This window comes from Hallella faecis (genome assembly GCF_018789675.1).
Taxonomy (GTDB): Bacteria; Bacteroidota; Bacteroidia; order Bacteroidales; family Bacteroidaceae; genus Prevotella; species Prevotella faecis.
On sequence record NZ_JAHKBE010000001.1, the window covers coordinates 73,020 to 90,353 of the forward strand.

The window sequence follows — 17,334 nt, forward strand, 5'->3', positions numbered from 1 at the left end:
TATGTTGGGAATATATATTAACTTTGCTTGAAATATTTCACCAAATGAGCTTTATTATATTCCGCAGGCCTAGTAAACGATCATGGCCATTTTTGGCTTCTTCAGCATTATTGCTGTTTGTATTTACATTATTTTTTGTTTTTCGTATATCAGGTGGCTATTGGATAGCCGCTCTGATTTTATATCTCCTTACCATACTTTTATCTTATCATCTTTGGACCAAGAAATATCCCCAATACAGCCAAGGTGAGTATCTATACATGAACCAGGCATTCCTGAAGTATAAGCGTATGGGAGTCAAGACAGATGTTGATTATCGTGCGTTTATCAGTCGCTTTAAGGATGATCATAATCCTGACACAAAAAACTACAAATATGATGCGGAAGACCGTAAGGACGAAAACTGGCGTTCTTACAATAGAGTCGTGTCTGTTCTTGAGTCTCATTCGAATCTTGTCGCGAAACTATTCAAAGCAGAATCAAGCAGAGAGTTGACCATGCAGGTGTTCCATCAGTTGATAGCCGGTGAACAAAATGAAGATATTGAAGATAGAACACTTGGCTCTGCAGAGAACATTTCACCTAACGAAATGAGCAATTATCCTTGTGATGGAATTGTTTCTCCATCCAATCCTTTAGGAGTTTGTTATAAGAATTTATCGTTCTTTATCACAGAGATTACGTCTACGGTGAACAATACAGTTGCGCAAGTTGGAAATGGACGTAAGGTCACTGGTCTGTTGAAGTACAATAATAGGGACGTGAATGAGAAACAGATACTAGATCTTTTCTATTGCGCATCAGTTGATAATGAGGCTATGCTGACTTTGAATGCCAACACCGCTTTTGCGTATTTGATGAATATGCTGGCAGCAAAGTCTTTTGTGTCACACGACTGGACGGCTTGTTTTTCTGACAAGCTATTGAAGCAAAGCACATCAGCTCCTGTGAATCACAATGATTTGAAAGTAGCTAAGAACAAAGCTATGACTACCTTACCAGTAGGTAGTAAATCTATCGATAATCTGATTATCACCTTAGCCACACATAACAAATAGGAAATCAGGCTTTTATCGTGTAATAGTGGACTATTAATGGACTTAATCTATTATTAGTCCACTATTATTTTACTTTTTTATTCTCCCTTTTCTTTTAGTCTATCTTTGCACCGATATCAGTAACGGATGCTGGCCAGCTCCTATTTATAAACATATTAATGCAAAGATAAAAATGTCATACATAGACTTATCTGAAAGCTATGCTGAAATTCAGGCAAAGTGCCAGGAGCAGCATGAACAGTTGGCACTCTTCAAGAAAAAGAGTGACGAACAGGAAAAACGTATCCGCCAGTTAGAGTCAAAGCAGTTGGCTCTAAAAGAAATCTTGACCTTTGAGGAGGGCAGCGAGTATACGGGGATTTCTAAGAGTACATTATATAAGATGACCTCTGCACATGAGATTCCGTATTATAAGCCTCATGGAAAGTTGATATTCTTCGAGAGAAAAGAACTTGACTGTTGGCTTCGTCAAAAACCCGTTAAGAGCATGGTACAGCTTCAGGAAGAAGCAGAGAGAGCATACCTTACTTCATCATTTAATCATAAGTAGGTTATGGAGTTTGTACGTAAGAAATTCCCATTCACACGCACGCTCAATCATCTGATTGAGTCGTGCCCCGTGGAGGACAAGCTGGCGCTCATTGAGGCTTTCATCGCATATGGCCTTGATGGTATTGAGAATGAATTGCACGGTAGAGCATTCGAACTGTTTCTGCAAGCCAAGGTAGAATTAGATAAAAGCTGGAAGCTATATCGTAACGGATGCTCCAAACCAGAGACTCATCATCGTGGCGGTGCTCCTAAGAATAATCGCAATGCAGCTAAATCAACACCAAGTCAATACCAAAACAATACCAACTGTATTTCTTCTTTATCTACTAATACTACAAGTAATAATATTACTATAAAGAAAGAGAAGAACAAAGAAGAGAAAGAAGGTATGTTGGTCTTCGACGAACAATTTATACCAGCTTTGAATAAATGGTCTGGATATTTGTGCGAACTATACCATCGGGAACAATCACTTTCTACTATTGAGGCTTGCTATAAGAAATTGCAGGCTTTGAGTGGAGGTGATCCTTCAAAGGCTGACGCTATTGTGAATTACTGTATCAGTAGAGGATGGCGAGGCTTGTATCCGATTCCGACTTCTAACCAATTCAAAGGTTCTATAAGTAAAAGAATGGAGGCTGGAGTCACGTTGAAAGACAACTCACTCTCCAAGTATGACAATCAAGAAAAGTGGTAAATTATGGCAATAATAGATTTTAGACATGCAGCTGAACGCTTGAAAGATTTCGGTTTTCGGCTGAGACCAGAAAGAGTGTATATCCAAATATCCGATGCAAAAGTCAACTTGCAAAATGGACTCAGATTCTTCATTGGCGCTCATCAATGGTTGCCCGAATATGAGGAGATAGTAAGCTGGCTGACTAACAATCACGGTCGTGGTCTTTTATGTATCGGACATCTAGGTCGTGGCAAGACTATCATCTGCACCAAGATTATTCCTCCAATTATTATCGATAGCTGTAATCTCATTACGAACATATACGATGCAACTGATTTGAATAATCTTATTGACAAGATATTGAAGAACCGTATCGTGTGTATAGATGATATTGGTACAGAAGGTGAATACGTTAAATATGGTGAGCATCGTGTGCCATTTGCCGAACTTGTTGATTTGGCTGAGAAAAAGGGCACGCTACTGATTCTTACAACAAACCTAACTGTGGATGAACTAAGAGTAAAATACGGTGAGCGTGTGGTTGATCGTCTTAGGGCCATTACTAATGTCGTTTATTTCAAAGGCTCCAGTTTGAGAAAGTAACAGTTTTGCGCTATTTTACTGTGGCTCTGATACGGCAATGGCTGTTTTCTTATTCCGGAACAGATGTAAATAACTTGCAAAAAACGCAATAAAAACAACGCATTATTAAGGATTTTAATGAATTATGCCATGATTATAGTGGATTCTTTGTATATTTGCAAATCGATTAATATGTATAAACATGGAAAGAAAAATCAATCGCATTAAAGTGATGCTTGCAGAGAAAGGCAAAACCAACAAGTGGTTATCCGAGCAGGTGAGGAAAGACCCTGCTACAGTAAGCAAGTGGTGCACTAATGCTGCTCAACCTACACTCGAAACCATGATGTTGATTGCGAAAGTACTCGAAGTAGACTTAAATGACCTCGTAAGATTCGAAGCTTTACCTGGCATTGAGGGAAAATAACAGAAAGCGCAAGAAGATACGCATGAGTTGAAACAGACGATGTGTCTTTTGCAGGAACATATTTAGTGCGTTAAAATTAGAACACTTTTATGACACGACAAAATATTGAGGAAATTCTCAAAATGCGATACTCTGTTTACAAGGCAGGTGCAAACGCTGGCTGTTGGGCAGATATAGATCAGTCCGGTGCATCTGATATGATGGCATATATTTTCCCAAAGTCAGGAGATATTGCATATTATAATCTAGTGCTTGAATTGATGCGAAAAGAACATAATATGTTCACCGGTGGTGTATATTCTTTGTTTAAGATGCCTGTTCAGGTAGAAAAGGAAATTATAGAATATTTGAAAAAGGGCGAGTTTGATTTCTCGAATGTTGTCGATGATTGTTGTGCCTATTTGGAATCAATGGACACAATAGTTACTGATCATTGTTTTACATCTGTAAATATAGGTGATTTCAATGCCAATGAGATTGACATAATTCTGAGACTTTGTGCATCTCACTATAGGTACGCTTTCCAAAATAAAGTAAATAGTTATCCATACTTTGCATGATGAGAAATACCAATTACAGCATTCAACTTGGAAAAGGTTGTGGTCTTGTAGACGAGACTTTGTCGCTTCTGTCAATATGTAATGCAGATACGACAAAGGAGTCTTTGGCTGCATATGTGCATGATAACAATTATCTTGCAAGATGTACGGACAGACGTAGCATGGATATCGTGAAGCTTGTGTTCTGGCCTCGGTTCATGAAGTCAAACAAGAACGTTGCTCTTTGGCTTAGAGCAATCCGAGGAAAAGGGCTGATGCTACCACAGTTTAAGCAGCTTCTTATGATTTATTGCGCAAGGGAAAATGCTGTGATGTATGATTTCATAGTCCAATATCTTAATGAATACAAAGCCACGAATAAAACAACTCTTCCTGCAGGTTGTATTAAGCAATTTGTAGACGACTTGGTAGATAAAGGTCTGGCTAAATGGAGTGACTCGGTAAAGACTCGAAATTCAAGTTATATAAAGGCTGTACTCGTAGATTTCGACTTTGTAAACCGCAGAGGAGACATTCTGCCTTATGAAGTTGCAGATTTTACCATTCTGTACCTTATGCATGAACTTCACTTCGAGGGCCTGTCCGACGTTGCCGTTTGGAATCATGAGGATTGGCAATTGTTTGGTCTTGATAAATATCAGGTTGGAGAACGAATAATGGAACTCAATTTGAAGGGAGGCTATATTGCTCAATGTACAGGTGATTTAATGACTATTTCGTGGAAATATAATTCAATGGAGGAATTTATCAATGGAACGTTATGAAGATAAAATAGAAAAGGCGCTTCAATATCTGAAACAGCCGAGCAAAACAGACGCACGAGGAAGTGCACCTATCGTCTATCTGGTATATCAGCCAGAGGATGCAATTATTTTGCGTAACATCGTAGATACATTCCTTCGTCCTAAAGCCGATTACTATGGGTTCAATGTTCATAGTGTATCAATGGGCGATTTGATTGATAAGTTCATAAACAATCACGATTATCGCGACATCTGGACAGATCCTTCTGTTGATGAAGCTGAAATGTATAACAGTATAAAGCAAGAAATAGTCAATGATGAGTATTTCGAAAAAGCCATTATTGATATTCAGAACAAATTGAGTTCAGATTCACAATCTTTGCTTGTACTTCGTGATGTAGAAATGCTTCATCCATTCTATATGATGGGTGTAATAGAGAACAAAATCTACAATAAGATTCAGGTTCCTACGCTTGTTTTATATCCAGGAGAGACTCAAGGCACAGCCCGATCTTTTCTTGGCGTATATAATCAAGACGGCAATTATCGTTCTATTAACTTCTAAAATTCAGAGCTATGCATAAAATACAGGACTTATTTGATCCTTCTAAAAGACTCAATCGTGCCATTGAGAGTGTTGTCACTTTCGGAGCCAAGACCGAACAAGACCTTAGCTCTGAAATCCGTGAGTATGTAGTGACTGAAAAACTTCATAAGAACTATGAAGATGTCATTCTGGATCTACAGGAAGCCTTCGACAATTCAAGTAAGGAAGTGGGCATTTGGGTGTCTGGTTTTTATGGATCAGGTAAGAGTTCTTTCGCCAAATACTTAGGTCTTTCTTTTGACAGAAGCCTATTGATAGATGGTGTCGTTTTTGGTGACCGTTTGATGAGTCGTATTCAGGATACGGCTATTACGGCTATGTACAAGACTATCATCGCGCGTCACAATCCTCAGGTGGTGATGATTGACCTCAGTACGCAGTCCGTAGCTGGTAAGATAGCAAATGTCAGTGATATTGTTTACTACGAAACGCTGAAATTGCTTGGTATCACTAAATCTACCGACCAGAAGGTGATGTGCTTCATTGACATGTTGCACAGCGAAGGCAAATATGAAGAATTCTGCAAGTTGGTAGAAACAGAAAAACATAAGACATGGGAATCTGTTGAATCTAATGACCTTGCAGCAAATCTCATCGCTGCAAGTCTGGCTCCACGTGTGCTGCCAGCCTACTTCCCTGACAGCGCAAGCTTTAAGGATATAAATTTGAATAGCGCCCTTAACGAGAAGGAACGATTTACCCGTCTATACAATCTTGTCAAGGAGAAGACCGGTAAGGACAAAATCATCTTTGTGCTGGATGAGGTAGGACAGTATGTTGCTTCAAATGTTGACCTTATCTTGAATGTACAGGGCATGATGCAGATCTTCAAGGATGAATTCCGTGGTGACGTATGGGTAATTGCTACTGCACAGCAAACACTTACGGAGGACAATCATGATGCCCAGCTCAATTCAAATGAGCTCTTCCGCCTGGCTGCTCGTTTCCCAGTTAAGGTCGATATCGAGGCCAATGATATAAAGGAAATTATCACAAAACGACTCTTGGGTAAATCGCAGGAGGGCCAGTCATACCTCAAGAAGCTCTTCTCTAACAATGAGGGTGTACTCAAGAACAGCATACATCTCACCCTGCAGGAACGTAGCATATACAATCAGGTGCTGACTGAAGAGACGTTTGCCAATCTTTATCCATTCCTGCCGGTTCATATTGACATTCTTTTGTCTTTGCTTCAGAAACTGGCAAGCAGGACTGGAGGTGTAGGCTTGCGTTCTGTCATCAGACTGATCCGTGACATCCTGGTAGACAACCATCTTGCTGATGCTACCATCGGTCAGATGGCTGGCCCAGAGCACTTCTATGACGTGTTGCGTACCGACATGGAGAAGAACTCATCCAAAGAGATTGTTATTGCAGCCGATAAGGCCATACAGATGTTCAATGGCAATGCCCTTGCTGTGAGAATCTGTAAGACCATTGCTGTAATGCAGCTTTTGGATGATTTCAATCTCTCATTCGACAATTTGTGTGCCCTCCTTTACAATTTTGTAGGAAGTAATTTTGATAAGAGCAAGGTGCGTGATATTCTTGATGAAATCATGCAGTCTGACGGGCTCACACTTCAGGAGATTGATGGTAAGTACCAATTCATGACTAATGCTATCCTTGGCATCCGTGAGGAAAGAAATAAGATTATCCCCCGTGATAGCGAAAAGGCAAATGTGCTCCAGAAGCAATTGCAAGATATGCTTTCTCCTGCACCTTCGGTAAATGTATATTCGAGCAAAACAATCACTGCAGGCGTTGAACTGACAGAGCGCAACCGTCCATACAATATTCATGCGGCAACAAGCCTGAAGATTAATGTCAGATTCGTGGATGGAGCATCATACAATGAAACCCACCAGTATCTTCTGACAGAGAGTACCCGTCAGGAGAATTCTCGTATATTGTACTGGCTCTGTACTCTAAGCAAAGACAAGGAGGCTATCCTACAGGAAATCGTACGTAGTCAGAATATCAAGAATCGTCATCAAAACGAGACCAACAAGGAGATTCAAGCTTATCTTCGTGCACAGTCAGATAACGCTGAGGAAAAGAAGCGTCAGCTCACACAGATTCTACGTGAAGCTATGGCAAATAGTGAAATTATCTTCCGGGGTTCTCCTCAGCAGGTGAACGAGGAAACTTATAAGACTGTTGCCCTAAAGCAGATTGCAGAAAAGGTATTCGAAAAATATCCTTTAGCATCTACCAACATGAAGAGCGACTGTGTGAATAAGTTGGCCTCATATAGCGACATTACCACCATCCCTGCAGCACTCAATCCTTTCGGCATTATCAATACGAGCAAGGGAACTATAGACACCTCAAATGCTGCTATCGCTGAGATAAAGGATTTCATTGCTCTACGTAATGAGGCTACTGGCCAAGACGTGGTAAATCACTTTGAACGTGATCCTTACGGATGGTCAAAGGATACCATTCGTTATATCGTCGCTCTGATGCTTAAGGCAAGTATCATTCAGATTCGTGTAGCAGGAAAAAACATAACTGTATTCGGTGATTCTGCGGTTGATGCAATGTCCACAAACAATAGTTTCAACAAGGTTAGCATTTCGTTGAATACGGAAGGAGCGTTGACAATACCTGAATTGCTCAAAGCGGCTCAGAATCTTACCAGTTTCTTCAACAGCTCACGTATCGCTCCCGTCAAGGATCAGATTGCTAAGGAAGCTTATGCCAAGATAAAGTATTACCAGCCAAGGTTTAATAATCTTATCCCAGACTTTGCCAATCTTCATTTAGCAGGTCTACAGAACATGCAACTGGCAGTTAATTATGGCCAGCGTATCCTGGATAGTGAGGGCGGCGAAGCTGCTTATCTGTTGGGTAAGGATGAAGATTGCGTTAAGTCATTCAAGTATGCAATGGACTTTATGAAGTGCAACAAGCAGGCCGGGCTTATCGATCAGCTCAAGCATATCAACCTCCTTTCCAATCAAGCCTCTACACTGCCAGAACTTACCCAGCTAAGTGACTTCAAAAAGCATGTAACGGAGGTCGGACAAGTTTATAATGACTACATTGGTAATGCAGACCTTCCTTCAATTGTTTCCGAGATTACTGACTTGCGTAACCAGATAGACAGTTACCTCACTCAGGCTTGTGTTGAATTCCAGACACAGGGCAATAGTATTCTTGGCGACTGCCGTGACGAGGTTAAGGCAATGGCGGAATATCCCCAGCTTACGGATTCTCAGAAGATTCAGATCGACACTCAGTTGGACAACCTAAATATAGATTGCAGAAGCAACACTATTGAAGGATTGCGCGAGATGGTTAATACCTTTGTCAGCTACAAGATGAACAATGTGGATGCCATTAAGAATCGTGTGCGCAATCAGGCCAAGTCAAATGCACCAGCCGTGGTTGTGACTCCTCCTGCCGATCCTGAACCACATTTCACTCCTGGTGGAGAAGAGCCTGGACATGGTGAAGGCGGTAGCGCTGCACATGAATCTGGCATTAAGGCAAGTCAAGTTAAGTTCAAAAAGAGAATTACGACAAAGGCTGACCTTCAGGCTATCATTGATGAGTTGACCAAACTCCTGGCAACGGTTGATGACAACAACCCTGTGGTTCTCAATATAAACGAATAATCAAATTCACGAGACAGTTATGATTTCTCAAAATGCAAAGAAAGTGCTGGAACGGTTCGTCAGTTCAGCCAAGAACCTGTTGATGCAGAACGTAACAGAGCTGCTTCAACAGTACTATGGCATATGGGCTGATGGCCACACCATTCCAGTGGAACAACTTGCTAATCAAGATACCGACATTGTCCATACGGCGCGTATGCTTCGCGAACGTATGAAACACCTCCTTGCAGCCCTCCCGGAAACAGAGGCGAACAAGGAGCGCCTTGCTGTGGGCCAGCTTATAGCAGAACAGGCATTTACCCAACTTAACCGCTTCTGCGCCCTTCGCATGTGTGAGGAACGTGACCTGATTCTTGAGAGCGTTAGAGCCGGCTATGATTCTGTAGGTTTTCAGAGCTATGATGCTATTGCCCAGCAAACGGCTATGCCAAAATACAATCGCTACAAGTGGTATCTGCATAGCATCTTTGACGAACTTAGCATTGAACTTCCTGCCGTCTTTGATCGTTTCTCGCCTTATGGGTTGGTATTCCCCGACGAGAACACATTGCTAAAACTGCTCGACCTCATCAACGACACCCAGCTCAGCGAGTGGTATGACGAGCAGAATGGCATTACTGTCAACTTCTGGATGGAGGATGAGACTTTAGGCTGGATGTTCCAGGACTACAACTCTCTGGAGGAGCGTCGCAAGATGCGCGAGGAAAGCAACAAGCCACGCAACAGCCGTGAGATGGCTGTGCGCAACCAGTTCTTTACGCCGGAGTACATCGTCCGATTCCTGACCGACAACTCTCTTGGCCGAATTTGGTACGAGATGACCAAAGGACAGAGCCGAATAGGTGAGGAGAAATGTCACTACATGGTGCGTCGTCCAGACGAGACCATCGAGGAACGTGCCATCAAGGAGCCGACCGAGATTCTCTCTCTCGATCCTACATGTGGCTCCATGCACTTTGGCCTCTATCTCTACGAGGTGTATGAGTATATCTATATGGATACTTGGGACAATCATCCTGAGCTGCTGATTCCGTATCGCGAGATACATACCCGGGAATCGTTCCATCGCGAAGTGCCAAGACTGATTCTTGAGAATAATATCTTTGGTTGCGAGATTGACCCTCGTGCCCTTCAGCTTGCTGCGCTTAGCCTCTGGCTTCGTGCCCAACGTAGCTATGGCGAGATGGGCATTCCTGCCGGTGAGCGTCCTCTCATCCGCAAGAGCAACCTGGTTTTGGCAGAGGCTATGCCGGGCAACAAGCGTCTGCTCAAGGGCTTGATGGACGAGCTTGACAAGCCTATGCAGCGTCTGCTCACCACCATCTGGGACAAGATGAAGTTTGTGGGCGAGGCTGGTCTGCTCTTTAAGATGGAGAAGGAAATCAGCGACGACATAGAATATCTGCGCAAGAACTGGAGCAAGGTGAACCAAAACCGTAATGCAAATATCTTTGATTCTGAGGAGCGCCGTGCTGAGGTTATGGCAGCCAACGAGGCTCGCCGAGCTTTGCGCCACCATAAGGATGAGTTCTTTGAGGAAATTACGGAGCGTTTGCAGAATGCCTTGCAGGAGCTTTCTTCACGACTGAGCGAGGAGGAAGGCTACGAGAATGCGCTCTTCTCGGAGGATGCCACCCGTGGCTTTGCCTTTATCGAATTGTGCCAGAAGCGATTCGATTGCATCGTCATGAACCCACCGTTCGGTGAGGGAAGCGAGCATACCTCGCAATATCTTAACGACAACTATCCTGCTTGGAGCAAAAACTTGGTTTGCGCCTTCTTCGACCGTATGCAGGAGATGATGGATGATGGTGGATTAGTTGGAGCAATTTTTGATCGCACTGTTCTTATTAAATCTATATATGTAGATTTTAGAAAGCATAATTTATGTGGTACTATTAAGTATTGTGCAGATACAGGATGGGGTGTGCTCGATGCTAATGTAGAAACAGCTGTTTTAATAGTTGATAGCGAGCAAACTAATAAACAAGGAATATTCATCAATGTTTATGATGAGGATCCTACTATAAAAGGGAAAAAGTTATTTGATATATTAAATGTAAAGAACCAAGAAGTTTCACCATATATATATATGGCGAAATCTTTAGACTTTATGGCGCTGCCTAATTCTGTTATAGGCTATTATTTTGATAAGGATATTATTGATTATTTTAAGCATCGCTCAATTGTTCAGTACGGATTTGAAGCTAAGGGAGGAAATAAGTTTCATGTTCAATTGTTTGTTCGATTATTTTACGAGGTGGAGAAATCTAAAATATTTGAGCCTGTTGCAGGAAACGGAAAGTTTTCTCACTTTTATGCAACATATAGAGATATGGCAGAGTGGAAAGATAATGGTATTCGTGTAAAAGCTATGAATCTTATAAGGAATCCCGAGGCTCAAAAAACTATTGGGGTTTACTATGGAGAAAGAGGTGAAGTCTTGGATGCTCAAATATTGAAGCCAAATATGTTTACGACACAAGGGTATATAGGAATACCTGCTTACAATAAAATACATGGCTTTTCATGTCTTGCATTTATAAATTCAATTCTATCACAATACATATTAAATCTATATTCAGGTGGGCACAAAATGACGACATATGTAAATCAAATACCCATGCCCGACTACGCCACTCGCCAGTCAGATATTGAGCGTATCGTCAACGCTATCATTGACATCAAGCGCAAATGGTTCAGCTTGGACGAGACCAACCTGGAATATCATGGTTTGATAGCACAGATGGAGTTGAAGAGCGGCATCGAGGCAGGTCTTGATAAGATGCAAGAGCTGTTGACAGATGATTACGCCCGATATGTGGAACTCGTCAAGGAGAACGATGACCTGTGGATGGACTTGGCTGACATCGACCGAGGCAGCGAATTCCGACAGACCTTGAACGACTATAAAGCTCGCCGTCCATACGAGGAGCTGTTGTCGATAGACGGAGCCAGCAATCTGAATGTGATAGACAAGAAAACGATGGCACAGGAGATGGTGATGGAATTGGTAGGCATGGCTTTCGGCAGATGGAACACGGCATTCGCCAAGGGAGAAAAGGCAATCCCTGCGTTTGGCGACGTGTTCGATGCCCTGCCATTCATGCCTGTGGTAAGCCAAGGCGAAGAGCCATGCCCAGCTCAGCTCGCCGTGCCATCCGACGGCATCATGACCAATGAGGAGGAGAGTCCGCTCTGTCTGGCAAGCCATGTGCGTGAGGTGATGGCCTGGCTGTGGGGCGACCGTGCCGACGATATGGAGTATGAGCTTTGCCAGCTGATAGGCTGCAAGAGTCTGCAAGCCTACCTCTCATCGCCAACTGGCTTCTTCGACTACCACTTCAAGCGATACACCAAGAGCCGCCGCAAGGCACCTATCTACTGGCTCCTTGCATCGGAAGACGGCACGATGGATTACTGGGTATATTATCCCAAGCTCAGCAAGAACACTTTGCCACAGCTCATCATCCAGCTGCGTGAGAAGGGAGAGCAGTTGCGCACACGTCTGAACGCAGCTCTTGCCGCCCACAACAAGACGCAAGAAACGCAGGTGCGCGCAGAGCAAGAACAGGTGGAAGGCATGATGGAAAAGCTGAACAGCATCATTGAAGCAGGCTATGTGCCTAACCACGACGACGGCGTGCCCGTGACGGCAGCCCCCTTGCAGCATCTTGCCGCCAGTCGTTTATGGCGAGCAGAATGTGAGAAGAACATGGAGCTGTTGGCGAAAGGCGACTACGACTGGAGCCACCTTGCCATGAACATGTATCCAGCCCGAGTCGCTCAAAAGGCAAAGAAAGACTGGTGCATGGCACTCACCCACGGCTTGGAGCATATCTGTGAGAACAAGCCAAAGGAAAAGAAGACAAGGAAGAAAAAGGCCGATGCCATACAGACTGAAATGAATTTTGATTAACTTGAAAATATATTGTCATCATGAGAATAAATGATATAACCATAAAAAACTTCAGAGGCTTCATAGAGGAGAGGCGCTTTGAGTTTGACTCTAAAATGAATGTTATCCTGGGTGATAACACAACTGGTAAGACATCTCTGCTTCATGCCGTGCAGATTGCTCTCGGAGCATATCTACAGGCATTGAAGATTATTCCTGGAGGTAAGGCATTCAGTAGAAATTTCTTATCAACTGACTATGTGAAGAGATATAGTGAGGCAAATAAGGATTTCATACAGGATACGGGTAAACCTGAGATTTCTGTAAACGCTGATTTCTTTGCTACTGTGTATAATCTTGATGATTATAGTCATGACGATCAAGTCCATTCAATTTCATGGACACGTTCGAGTAACAGTATATCCAAGAGAAGCGCTAATGAGTTGATGTTAGAGGTGACGGCTATGGAGCAGGAAAGAATATCGGCAGATACAACCCATAAGAATTCAGTATTTCCTCTTTTCTTAGCTTTTGGAAGCAATCGTCTTGAGAAGAATTATCGTAAGGCGCAGAAAACGCGTGCACGTGAATCAAGACTTGAAAAGGCGTATAAATGTTCGCTTGATGGCCAGCAGGTAGATTTTAAGAGCGCGTTTAATTGGATTTATAAATACAATTTTAGCCTCAAAAAAGGAGCAGAGTTCGAAGGAACAGACCAAGCCTTTTTTGAAGCAATTGAACATGCTATACCTGCAATCAAAGGGTTTAGAGTTGATACGAAGAATAATGAACTCGCAGCCAGAGTTCAAATGACAAAAGATCCGGAACCTTATTGGTTGACCTATGACATGATGAGCGACGGTTTTAAGGCTATGATCAATATCTGTGCAGAGATTGCCTATCGTTGTATTCAGCTCAATGGATTCATTGGGGTAGAAGCGGTTAGGAGTACTCCTGGTATCATTATGATTGACGAGATTGATCTTTTCCTTCATCCGCACTGGCAGCAGCACGTGCTTCAGGATTTACAGAATGCCTTCCCAAGGATGCAATTCATCGTAACAACCCACTCTCCGTTTATCGTGCAGAGTGTGAATAGCCAAAGCGTCATTACCCTTGATGGTGAAAAAGGTTCTAATCCGCAAATGAGAAGTATCGAAGACATTGCTGTGACAGAAATGAATATGGACACAGATAGATTCCCCAAGTACAAGAAAATGCTGGATATGGCAGAAAGATACTATCAGCTTGTAAAGGAGGATAAAGAAAAGTCTGAGGAAGCGATAAATGTAAAGAAGGAATTGGATGCCATTGAAGCAGAATTTTCCGATGATCCTGCATACGTTGCACTACTTAAAGCAGAAAGGAATTCACAATGAGACCAGTCGTAAAACTCGCTCCAGGCAAGTATCCCTGTGGAGATGATTCGTTGACTATTAAAACAGACTATCATCCTAATTATAGAGATGCAAAACCACATTTGATCTTTAACTTAGGCTGCATGTGCTCATACTGTGAAAAGGCATTTGATGACGAAAGAGAACTTGCCGTTGAGCATATTCAAGCCAAGAGGTACAAGGACGAAAATGGTAATTATCCATATGCAGCCTTGGAGACTAAATGGGAAAACTTTCTGCTATCATGTGCGACCTGTAACGGACGTGATAATAAGGGTGACAAAAATGTAGTTTACGGCGAATGCCATTTACCACATCTTAATAATACTTTCCTCTCTTTTCAATATAAGGCAGGAGGAGTAGTAAATGTGAACCCAAATCTAACAGGCAAATCTCTTGCTAATGCAGAGGCTCTTCGAAAATTAGTCGGACTAAATAAAGGTCCGATGGATTCGAAGTCCAAAGATAGACGTTGGTTTGTAAGAACAGAGAAATGGGATCTTGCCATGCGTTACCTATACAAATACGAAAGCAAAAAGGTTGATATAGAAACAATAATAGATTTAGTCAAAGGTCACGGCTGTTGGTCTATCTGGTTTACAATATTCAAAGAACATCCTGAGGTTCGCAAAGAATTGATAGAACAGTTTCCAGGAACAGCTAAGGAATGCTTCGATTCTGCTAATAACTATGAGCCAATTCCAAGAAATCCGAAAAATACGATAGATCCTGTTTAATATTTAATATACAATGGACATACAAGGATACATACTCGATCACTGGCTGGCCAAGATGAAGCCAGAGTCACCGGTGTTAACAATATATGACAAGGATGGTATCTATTACGACCTGCTGCCTTTGGCAAAGGAGAAGGGCATTAAGGTGATTGATACCACAAAGGGACTGCTAAACGCAAGATTGTCAGCATCTCGTTTCTGGTGCAATGAGCTCTCATTGAACAAGGATTCGAGAATGATAATATATCGTAAGCGTTCAATGCCAACCAATAACAGAGATTGGGTGGAAGAGCCTTTTATGTCATTTTTCAAGAGTGGACAGGTATTTCCTTACGGTCCACAGGATGGTTATGAAAACATTTGCAGGACATTCCTTCCTGCCAAGCAGAAGGAACTGGACCAGCTGTTCAAACAAGGTTCAACATCATTCAACATGATCAATGCCTTGCTCGATGGTGCTGCATATCCTGAGCTTGAGCACTTGACATCAGGCAAAAGCTTCGCAGAGATGACAGTTGGCTTACTGTCTCAGACCCAGTGCGCTGATATGAAGTGGCTCAAGGAATGGAAAGTTTTTGCTACTGCTCAATATCCTGGGTTGGACTCAAATGGAGTAAGCCTAAAGGATGTGCAACTCAAATTGTGGGCATATCTGCTCTTCAGTGAGTTTGTGTTTGACTTGCCGGAGGAATTACCCGATAATCTGACAAGTGTAGCAATGGCACCCGAACAAATGAAGGAGAAGGTATATCTGATTTGTGATAAACTCAGAAACCAGATAAACCTCAGGGAAACTTATGTCCGCATGGCTAATAAAATTGCAGAGCAGTTGAACCTTCAGGAGGTATTTGCAAAGTCAAAGCATTTAGGCGATCGCGTGACATTCTGTTTTGAAAATAGCGTAGAGTATGACCGCTTCATTTCCTACCTAAAAGAAGGAAAACAAGACGATGCAACTGTATTATGCAAAAAGAATCTCTCGGATGTTTGGTGTCAGGAAGATTTGGAGGTCGCTACGTTCTGGAAGTTAGCTGAGCATACGCTAACGCTATTGGCATGCATTCATCAGGGCATCAAATCCGACGGTACACTGAAGGAACTGGTGGATTGGTATGCCGAAAGTGGTTGTATGGCTGACTACGCATTCCGTAGGTATCACACAGATTTGCTTGGTGCAATCAACATGCCAAAGCAGGTAAAAGAACTCACCGGGATAGTGAACTCTCGCTACCATGAGTTTACCGAACGGGCTGTGAAGATTTATCAGCGGTCAATCACACAACTGAAGGATTTCCCCGTACTCAAGAATCAAGGATGCTTACAAAAAGTATATCCTGCATTAGAGGAAGGCAAGAAGGTCGTATTTGTAATGGTTGATGCGTTCCGTTTTGAGATGGGAAAGAATTTCTCGGAGCAGATTGAGCGTAGCTACCGCGAACGAGTGGATTTTTCTCCGCGTATTTCATACCTGCCTTCTGTGACCCGTTTTTGCATGGCAAACCATCTTGACGATATTGTTCTTGTAGAAAAGTCAGGAAAACTGCAGCCTTCAATCGGAGTTGATGCAATAATCACGCCAGAGGACAGAGTGGATTATCTGCGCAATAAAACCGGTGTTGAGATTCAGGATGTCCGTCTGGAAGACTGGAATGCTTCTGTTGTAAGCGACAGTACACGATTGCTTATAGTCCGTAGTGTAGGAATTGATACAGCCGGCGAAAATGACAAGTTGAATGGTCTGGCTGCAATGGAACGTGAAATGATTCGCCTGGCACGTCTTATTGAAGATTGCAAACGACTCAAATTTGATATGGCTGTCATTGTGGCTGATCATGGTTTCATGCTTCAACCGGCATTCCGTGTTAGTGATCAGATTCAGAAGCCTGCTGGTAACGACATTGTTCTCGAAGAATCAAGAATGCTTGCTGGTAATCTGAATGATTCTCCAGATACCCTTTCCTTTACACCGGCACAATTCGGAGCAAATATTAGCGCTATGAAGCTCGTATATGCTAAAGATTACACCGTGTTCCGTCGTGGAGAAGTGTATTATCATGAAGGACTGTCGCTGCAGGAAAATATTGTTCCTATAATAACTGTCAAGCTGCAGGAAGAAAAGCAGAGACAACAGTATCGTGTTTCTCTTACCTATAAAGATAAGACCGAAGGCACTGTTTATATGCATCGCCCCATTATTGACGTCAATACAGCTTTCTCAGATTTGTTTGCCGATGATGTAAATATCCGAATTACAGTAGTTGGCGACGATGGTAGTTCTATTGGTCGGCCTGAAGGAAAATTCTATAACGACGTAACGGAGCTTGTGGATATACCTGCAGATGCAGCCAAGATTCGTCAACCTATCAGTATTGACGATGACTACAATGGTCACACCATTACGGTGACAGCTTTCGATGCGGAAACAAACGCAACATTATCTGTTCTAAGACTTAATTTTGAAAGTGAATAAG

General features: G+C 42.5%; 13 protein-coding genes. All 13 read left to right on the plus strand.

Going from position 1 to position 17,334, the window contains the following annotated elements; all coding sequences use genetic code 11:
• Positions 1-92: 92 nt before the first annotated feature.
• Positions 93-1,058, plus strand: a complete 966-nt coding sequence (locus KM934_RS00300; RefSeq protein ID WP_215758554.1) for a hypothetical protein — start codon at positions 93-95, stop codon at positions 1,056-1,058.
• Between the two features lie 172 nt (positions 1,059-1,230).
• Positions 1,231-1,608 carry a helix-turn-helix domain-containing protein gene (locus KM934_RS00305; RefSeq protein ID WP_024988781.1) on the plus strand — a complete coding sequence of 126 codons (378 nt, stop codon included), beginning with the start codon at positions 1,231-1,233 and terminating at the stop codon, positions 1,606-1,608.
• A gap of 3 nt (positions 1,609-1,611) precedes the next feature.
• Positions 1,612-2,307, plus strand: coding sequence for a DUF6291 domain-containing protein (locus KM934_RS00310; protein WP_215758555.1), 696 nt, complete (start codon positions 1,612-1,614; stop codon positions 2,305-2,307).
• A 3-nt stretch (positions 2,308-2,310) separates the two neighbouring features.
• A complete protein-coding gene (locus KM934_RS00315) occupies positions 2,311-2,892 on the plus strand; it encodes a P-loop NTPase family protein (RefSeq protein ID WP_215758556.1) in 582 nt (193 codons plus the stop codon).
• 181 nt (positions 2,893-3,073) lie between these two features.
• Positions 3,074-3,298 carry a helix-turn-helix transcriptional regulator gene (locus tag KM934_RS00320; protein ID WP_215758558.1) on the plus strand — a complete coding sequence of 75 codons (225 nt, stop codon included), beginning with the start codon at positions 3,074-3,076 and terminating at the stop codon, positions 3,296-3,298.
• An 89-nt stretch (positions 3,299-3,387) separates the two neighbouring features.
• Positions 3,388-3,858, plus strand: coding sequence for a BrxE family protein (locus KM934_RS00325; protein WP_044064722.1), 471 nt, complete (start codon positions 3,388-3,390; stop codon positions 3,856-3,858).
• On the plus strand, positions 3,855-4,622 hold the full coding sequence (locus KM934_RS00330; protein WP_231565995.1) for a BrxA family protein: 768 nt from the start codon (positions 3,855-3,857) through the stop codon (positions 4,620-4,622). The genes KM934_RS00325 and KM934_RS00330 overlap by 4 nt, the downstream gene beginning before the upstream one ends.
• Positions 4,609-5,166 (plus strand): BREX protein BrxB domain-containing protein, encoded by a 558-nt coding sequence (locus KM934_RS00335; protein WP_044064721.1) that lies wholly within the window; start codon positions 4,609-4,611, stop codon positions 5,164-5,166. The genes KM934_RS00330 and KM934_RS00335 overlap by 14 nt, the downstream gene beginning before the upstream one ends.
• A gap of 11 nt (positions 5,167-5,177) precedes the next feature.
• Positions 5,178-8,831 carry a BREX system P-loop protein BrxC gene (gene brxC / locus KM934_RS00340; protein WP_215758559.1) on the plus strand — a complete coding sequence of 1,218 codons (3,654 nt, stop codon included), beginning with the start codon at positions 5,178-5,180 and terminating at the stop codon, positions 8,829-8,831.
• 19 nt (positions 8,832-8,850) lie between these two features.
• Positions 8,851-12,750, plus strand: a complete 3,900-nt coding sequence (pglX, locus tag KM934_RS00345; RefSeq protein WP_215758560.1) for a BREX-1 system adenine-specific DNA-methyltransferase PglX — start codon at positions 8,851-8,853, stop codon at positions 12,748-12,750.
• Between the two features lie 20 nt (positions 12,751-12,770).
• Positions 12,771-14,108, plus strand: a complete 1,338-nt coding sequence (locus KM934_RS00350; RefSeq protein WP_215758561.1) for an AAA family ATPase — start codon at positions 12,771-12,773, stop codon at positions 14,106-14,108.
• Positions 14,105-14,863 (plus strand): HNH endonuclease, encoded by a 759-nt coding sequence (locus KM934_RS00355; protein WP_215758562.1) that lies wholly within the window; start codon positions 14,105-14,107, stop codon positions 14,861-14,863. Before KM934_RS00350 ends, KM934_RS00355 begins: the two co-directional genes overlap by 4 nt.
• A gap of 13 nt (positions 14,864-14,876) precedes the next feature.
• Positions 14,877-17,333 (plus strand): PglZ domain-containing protein, encoded by a 2,457-nt coding sequence (locus KM934_RS00360; protein ID WP_215758564.1) that lies wholly within the window; start codon positions 14,877-14,879, stop codon positions 17,331-17,333.
• The last annotated feature ends 1 nt before the right edge of the window (position 17,334 follow it).

Bases quoted from the DNA above. Each gene is read 5' to 3' on its own strand.
- KM934_RS00310 (WP_215758555.1), top strand. From the start codon at position 1,612: ATGGAGTTTGTACGTAAGAAATTCCCATTCACACGCACGCTCAATCAT.
- KM934_RS00315 (WP_215758556.1), top strand. From the start codon at position 2,311: ATGGCAATAATAGATTTTAGACATGCAGCTGAACGCTTGAAAGATTTC.
- KM934_RS00325 (WP_044064722.1), top strand. From the start codon at position 3,388: ATGACACGACAAAATATTGAGGAAATTCTCAAAATGCGATACTCTGTT.
- KM934_RS00305 (WP_024988781.1), top strand. From the start codon at position 1,231: ATGTCATACATAGACTTATCTGAAAGCTATGCTGAAATTCAGGCAAAG.
- KM934_RS00320 (WP_215758558.1), top strand. From the start codon at position 3,074: ATGGAAAGAAAAATCAATCGCATTAAAGTGATGCTTGCAGAGAAAGGC.
- KM934_RS00330 (WP_231565995.1), top strand. From the start codon at position 3,855: ATGATGAGAAATACCAATTACAGCATTCAACTTGGAAAAGGTTGTGGT.
- KM934_RS00335 (WP_044064721.1), top strand. From the start codon at position 4,609: ATGGAACGTTATGAAGATAAAATAGAAAAGGCGCTTCAATATCTGAAA.
- KM934_RS00355 (WP_215758562.1), top strand. From the start codon at position 14,105: ATGAGACCAGTCGTAAAACTCGCTCCAGGCAAGTATCCCTGTGGAGAT.
- KM934_RS00360 (WP_215758564.1), top strand. From the start codon at position 14,877: ATGGACATACAAGGATACATACTCGATCACTGGCTGGCCAAGATGAAG.
- KM934_RS00350 (WP_215758561.1), top strand. From the start codon at position 12,771: ATGAGAATAAATGATATAACCATAAAAAACTTCAGAGGCTTCATAGAG.
- pglX (WP_215758560.1), top strand. From the start codon at position 8,851: ATGATTTCTCAAAATGCAAAGAAAGTGCTGGAACGGTTCGTCAGTTCA.
- brxC (WP_215758559.1), top strand. From the start codon at position 5,178: ATGCATAAAATACAGGACTTATTTGATCCTTCTAAAAGACTCAATCGT.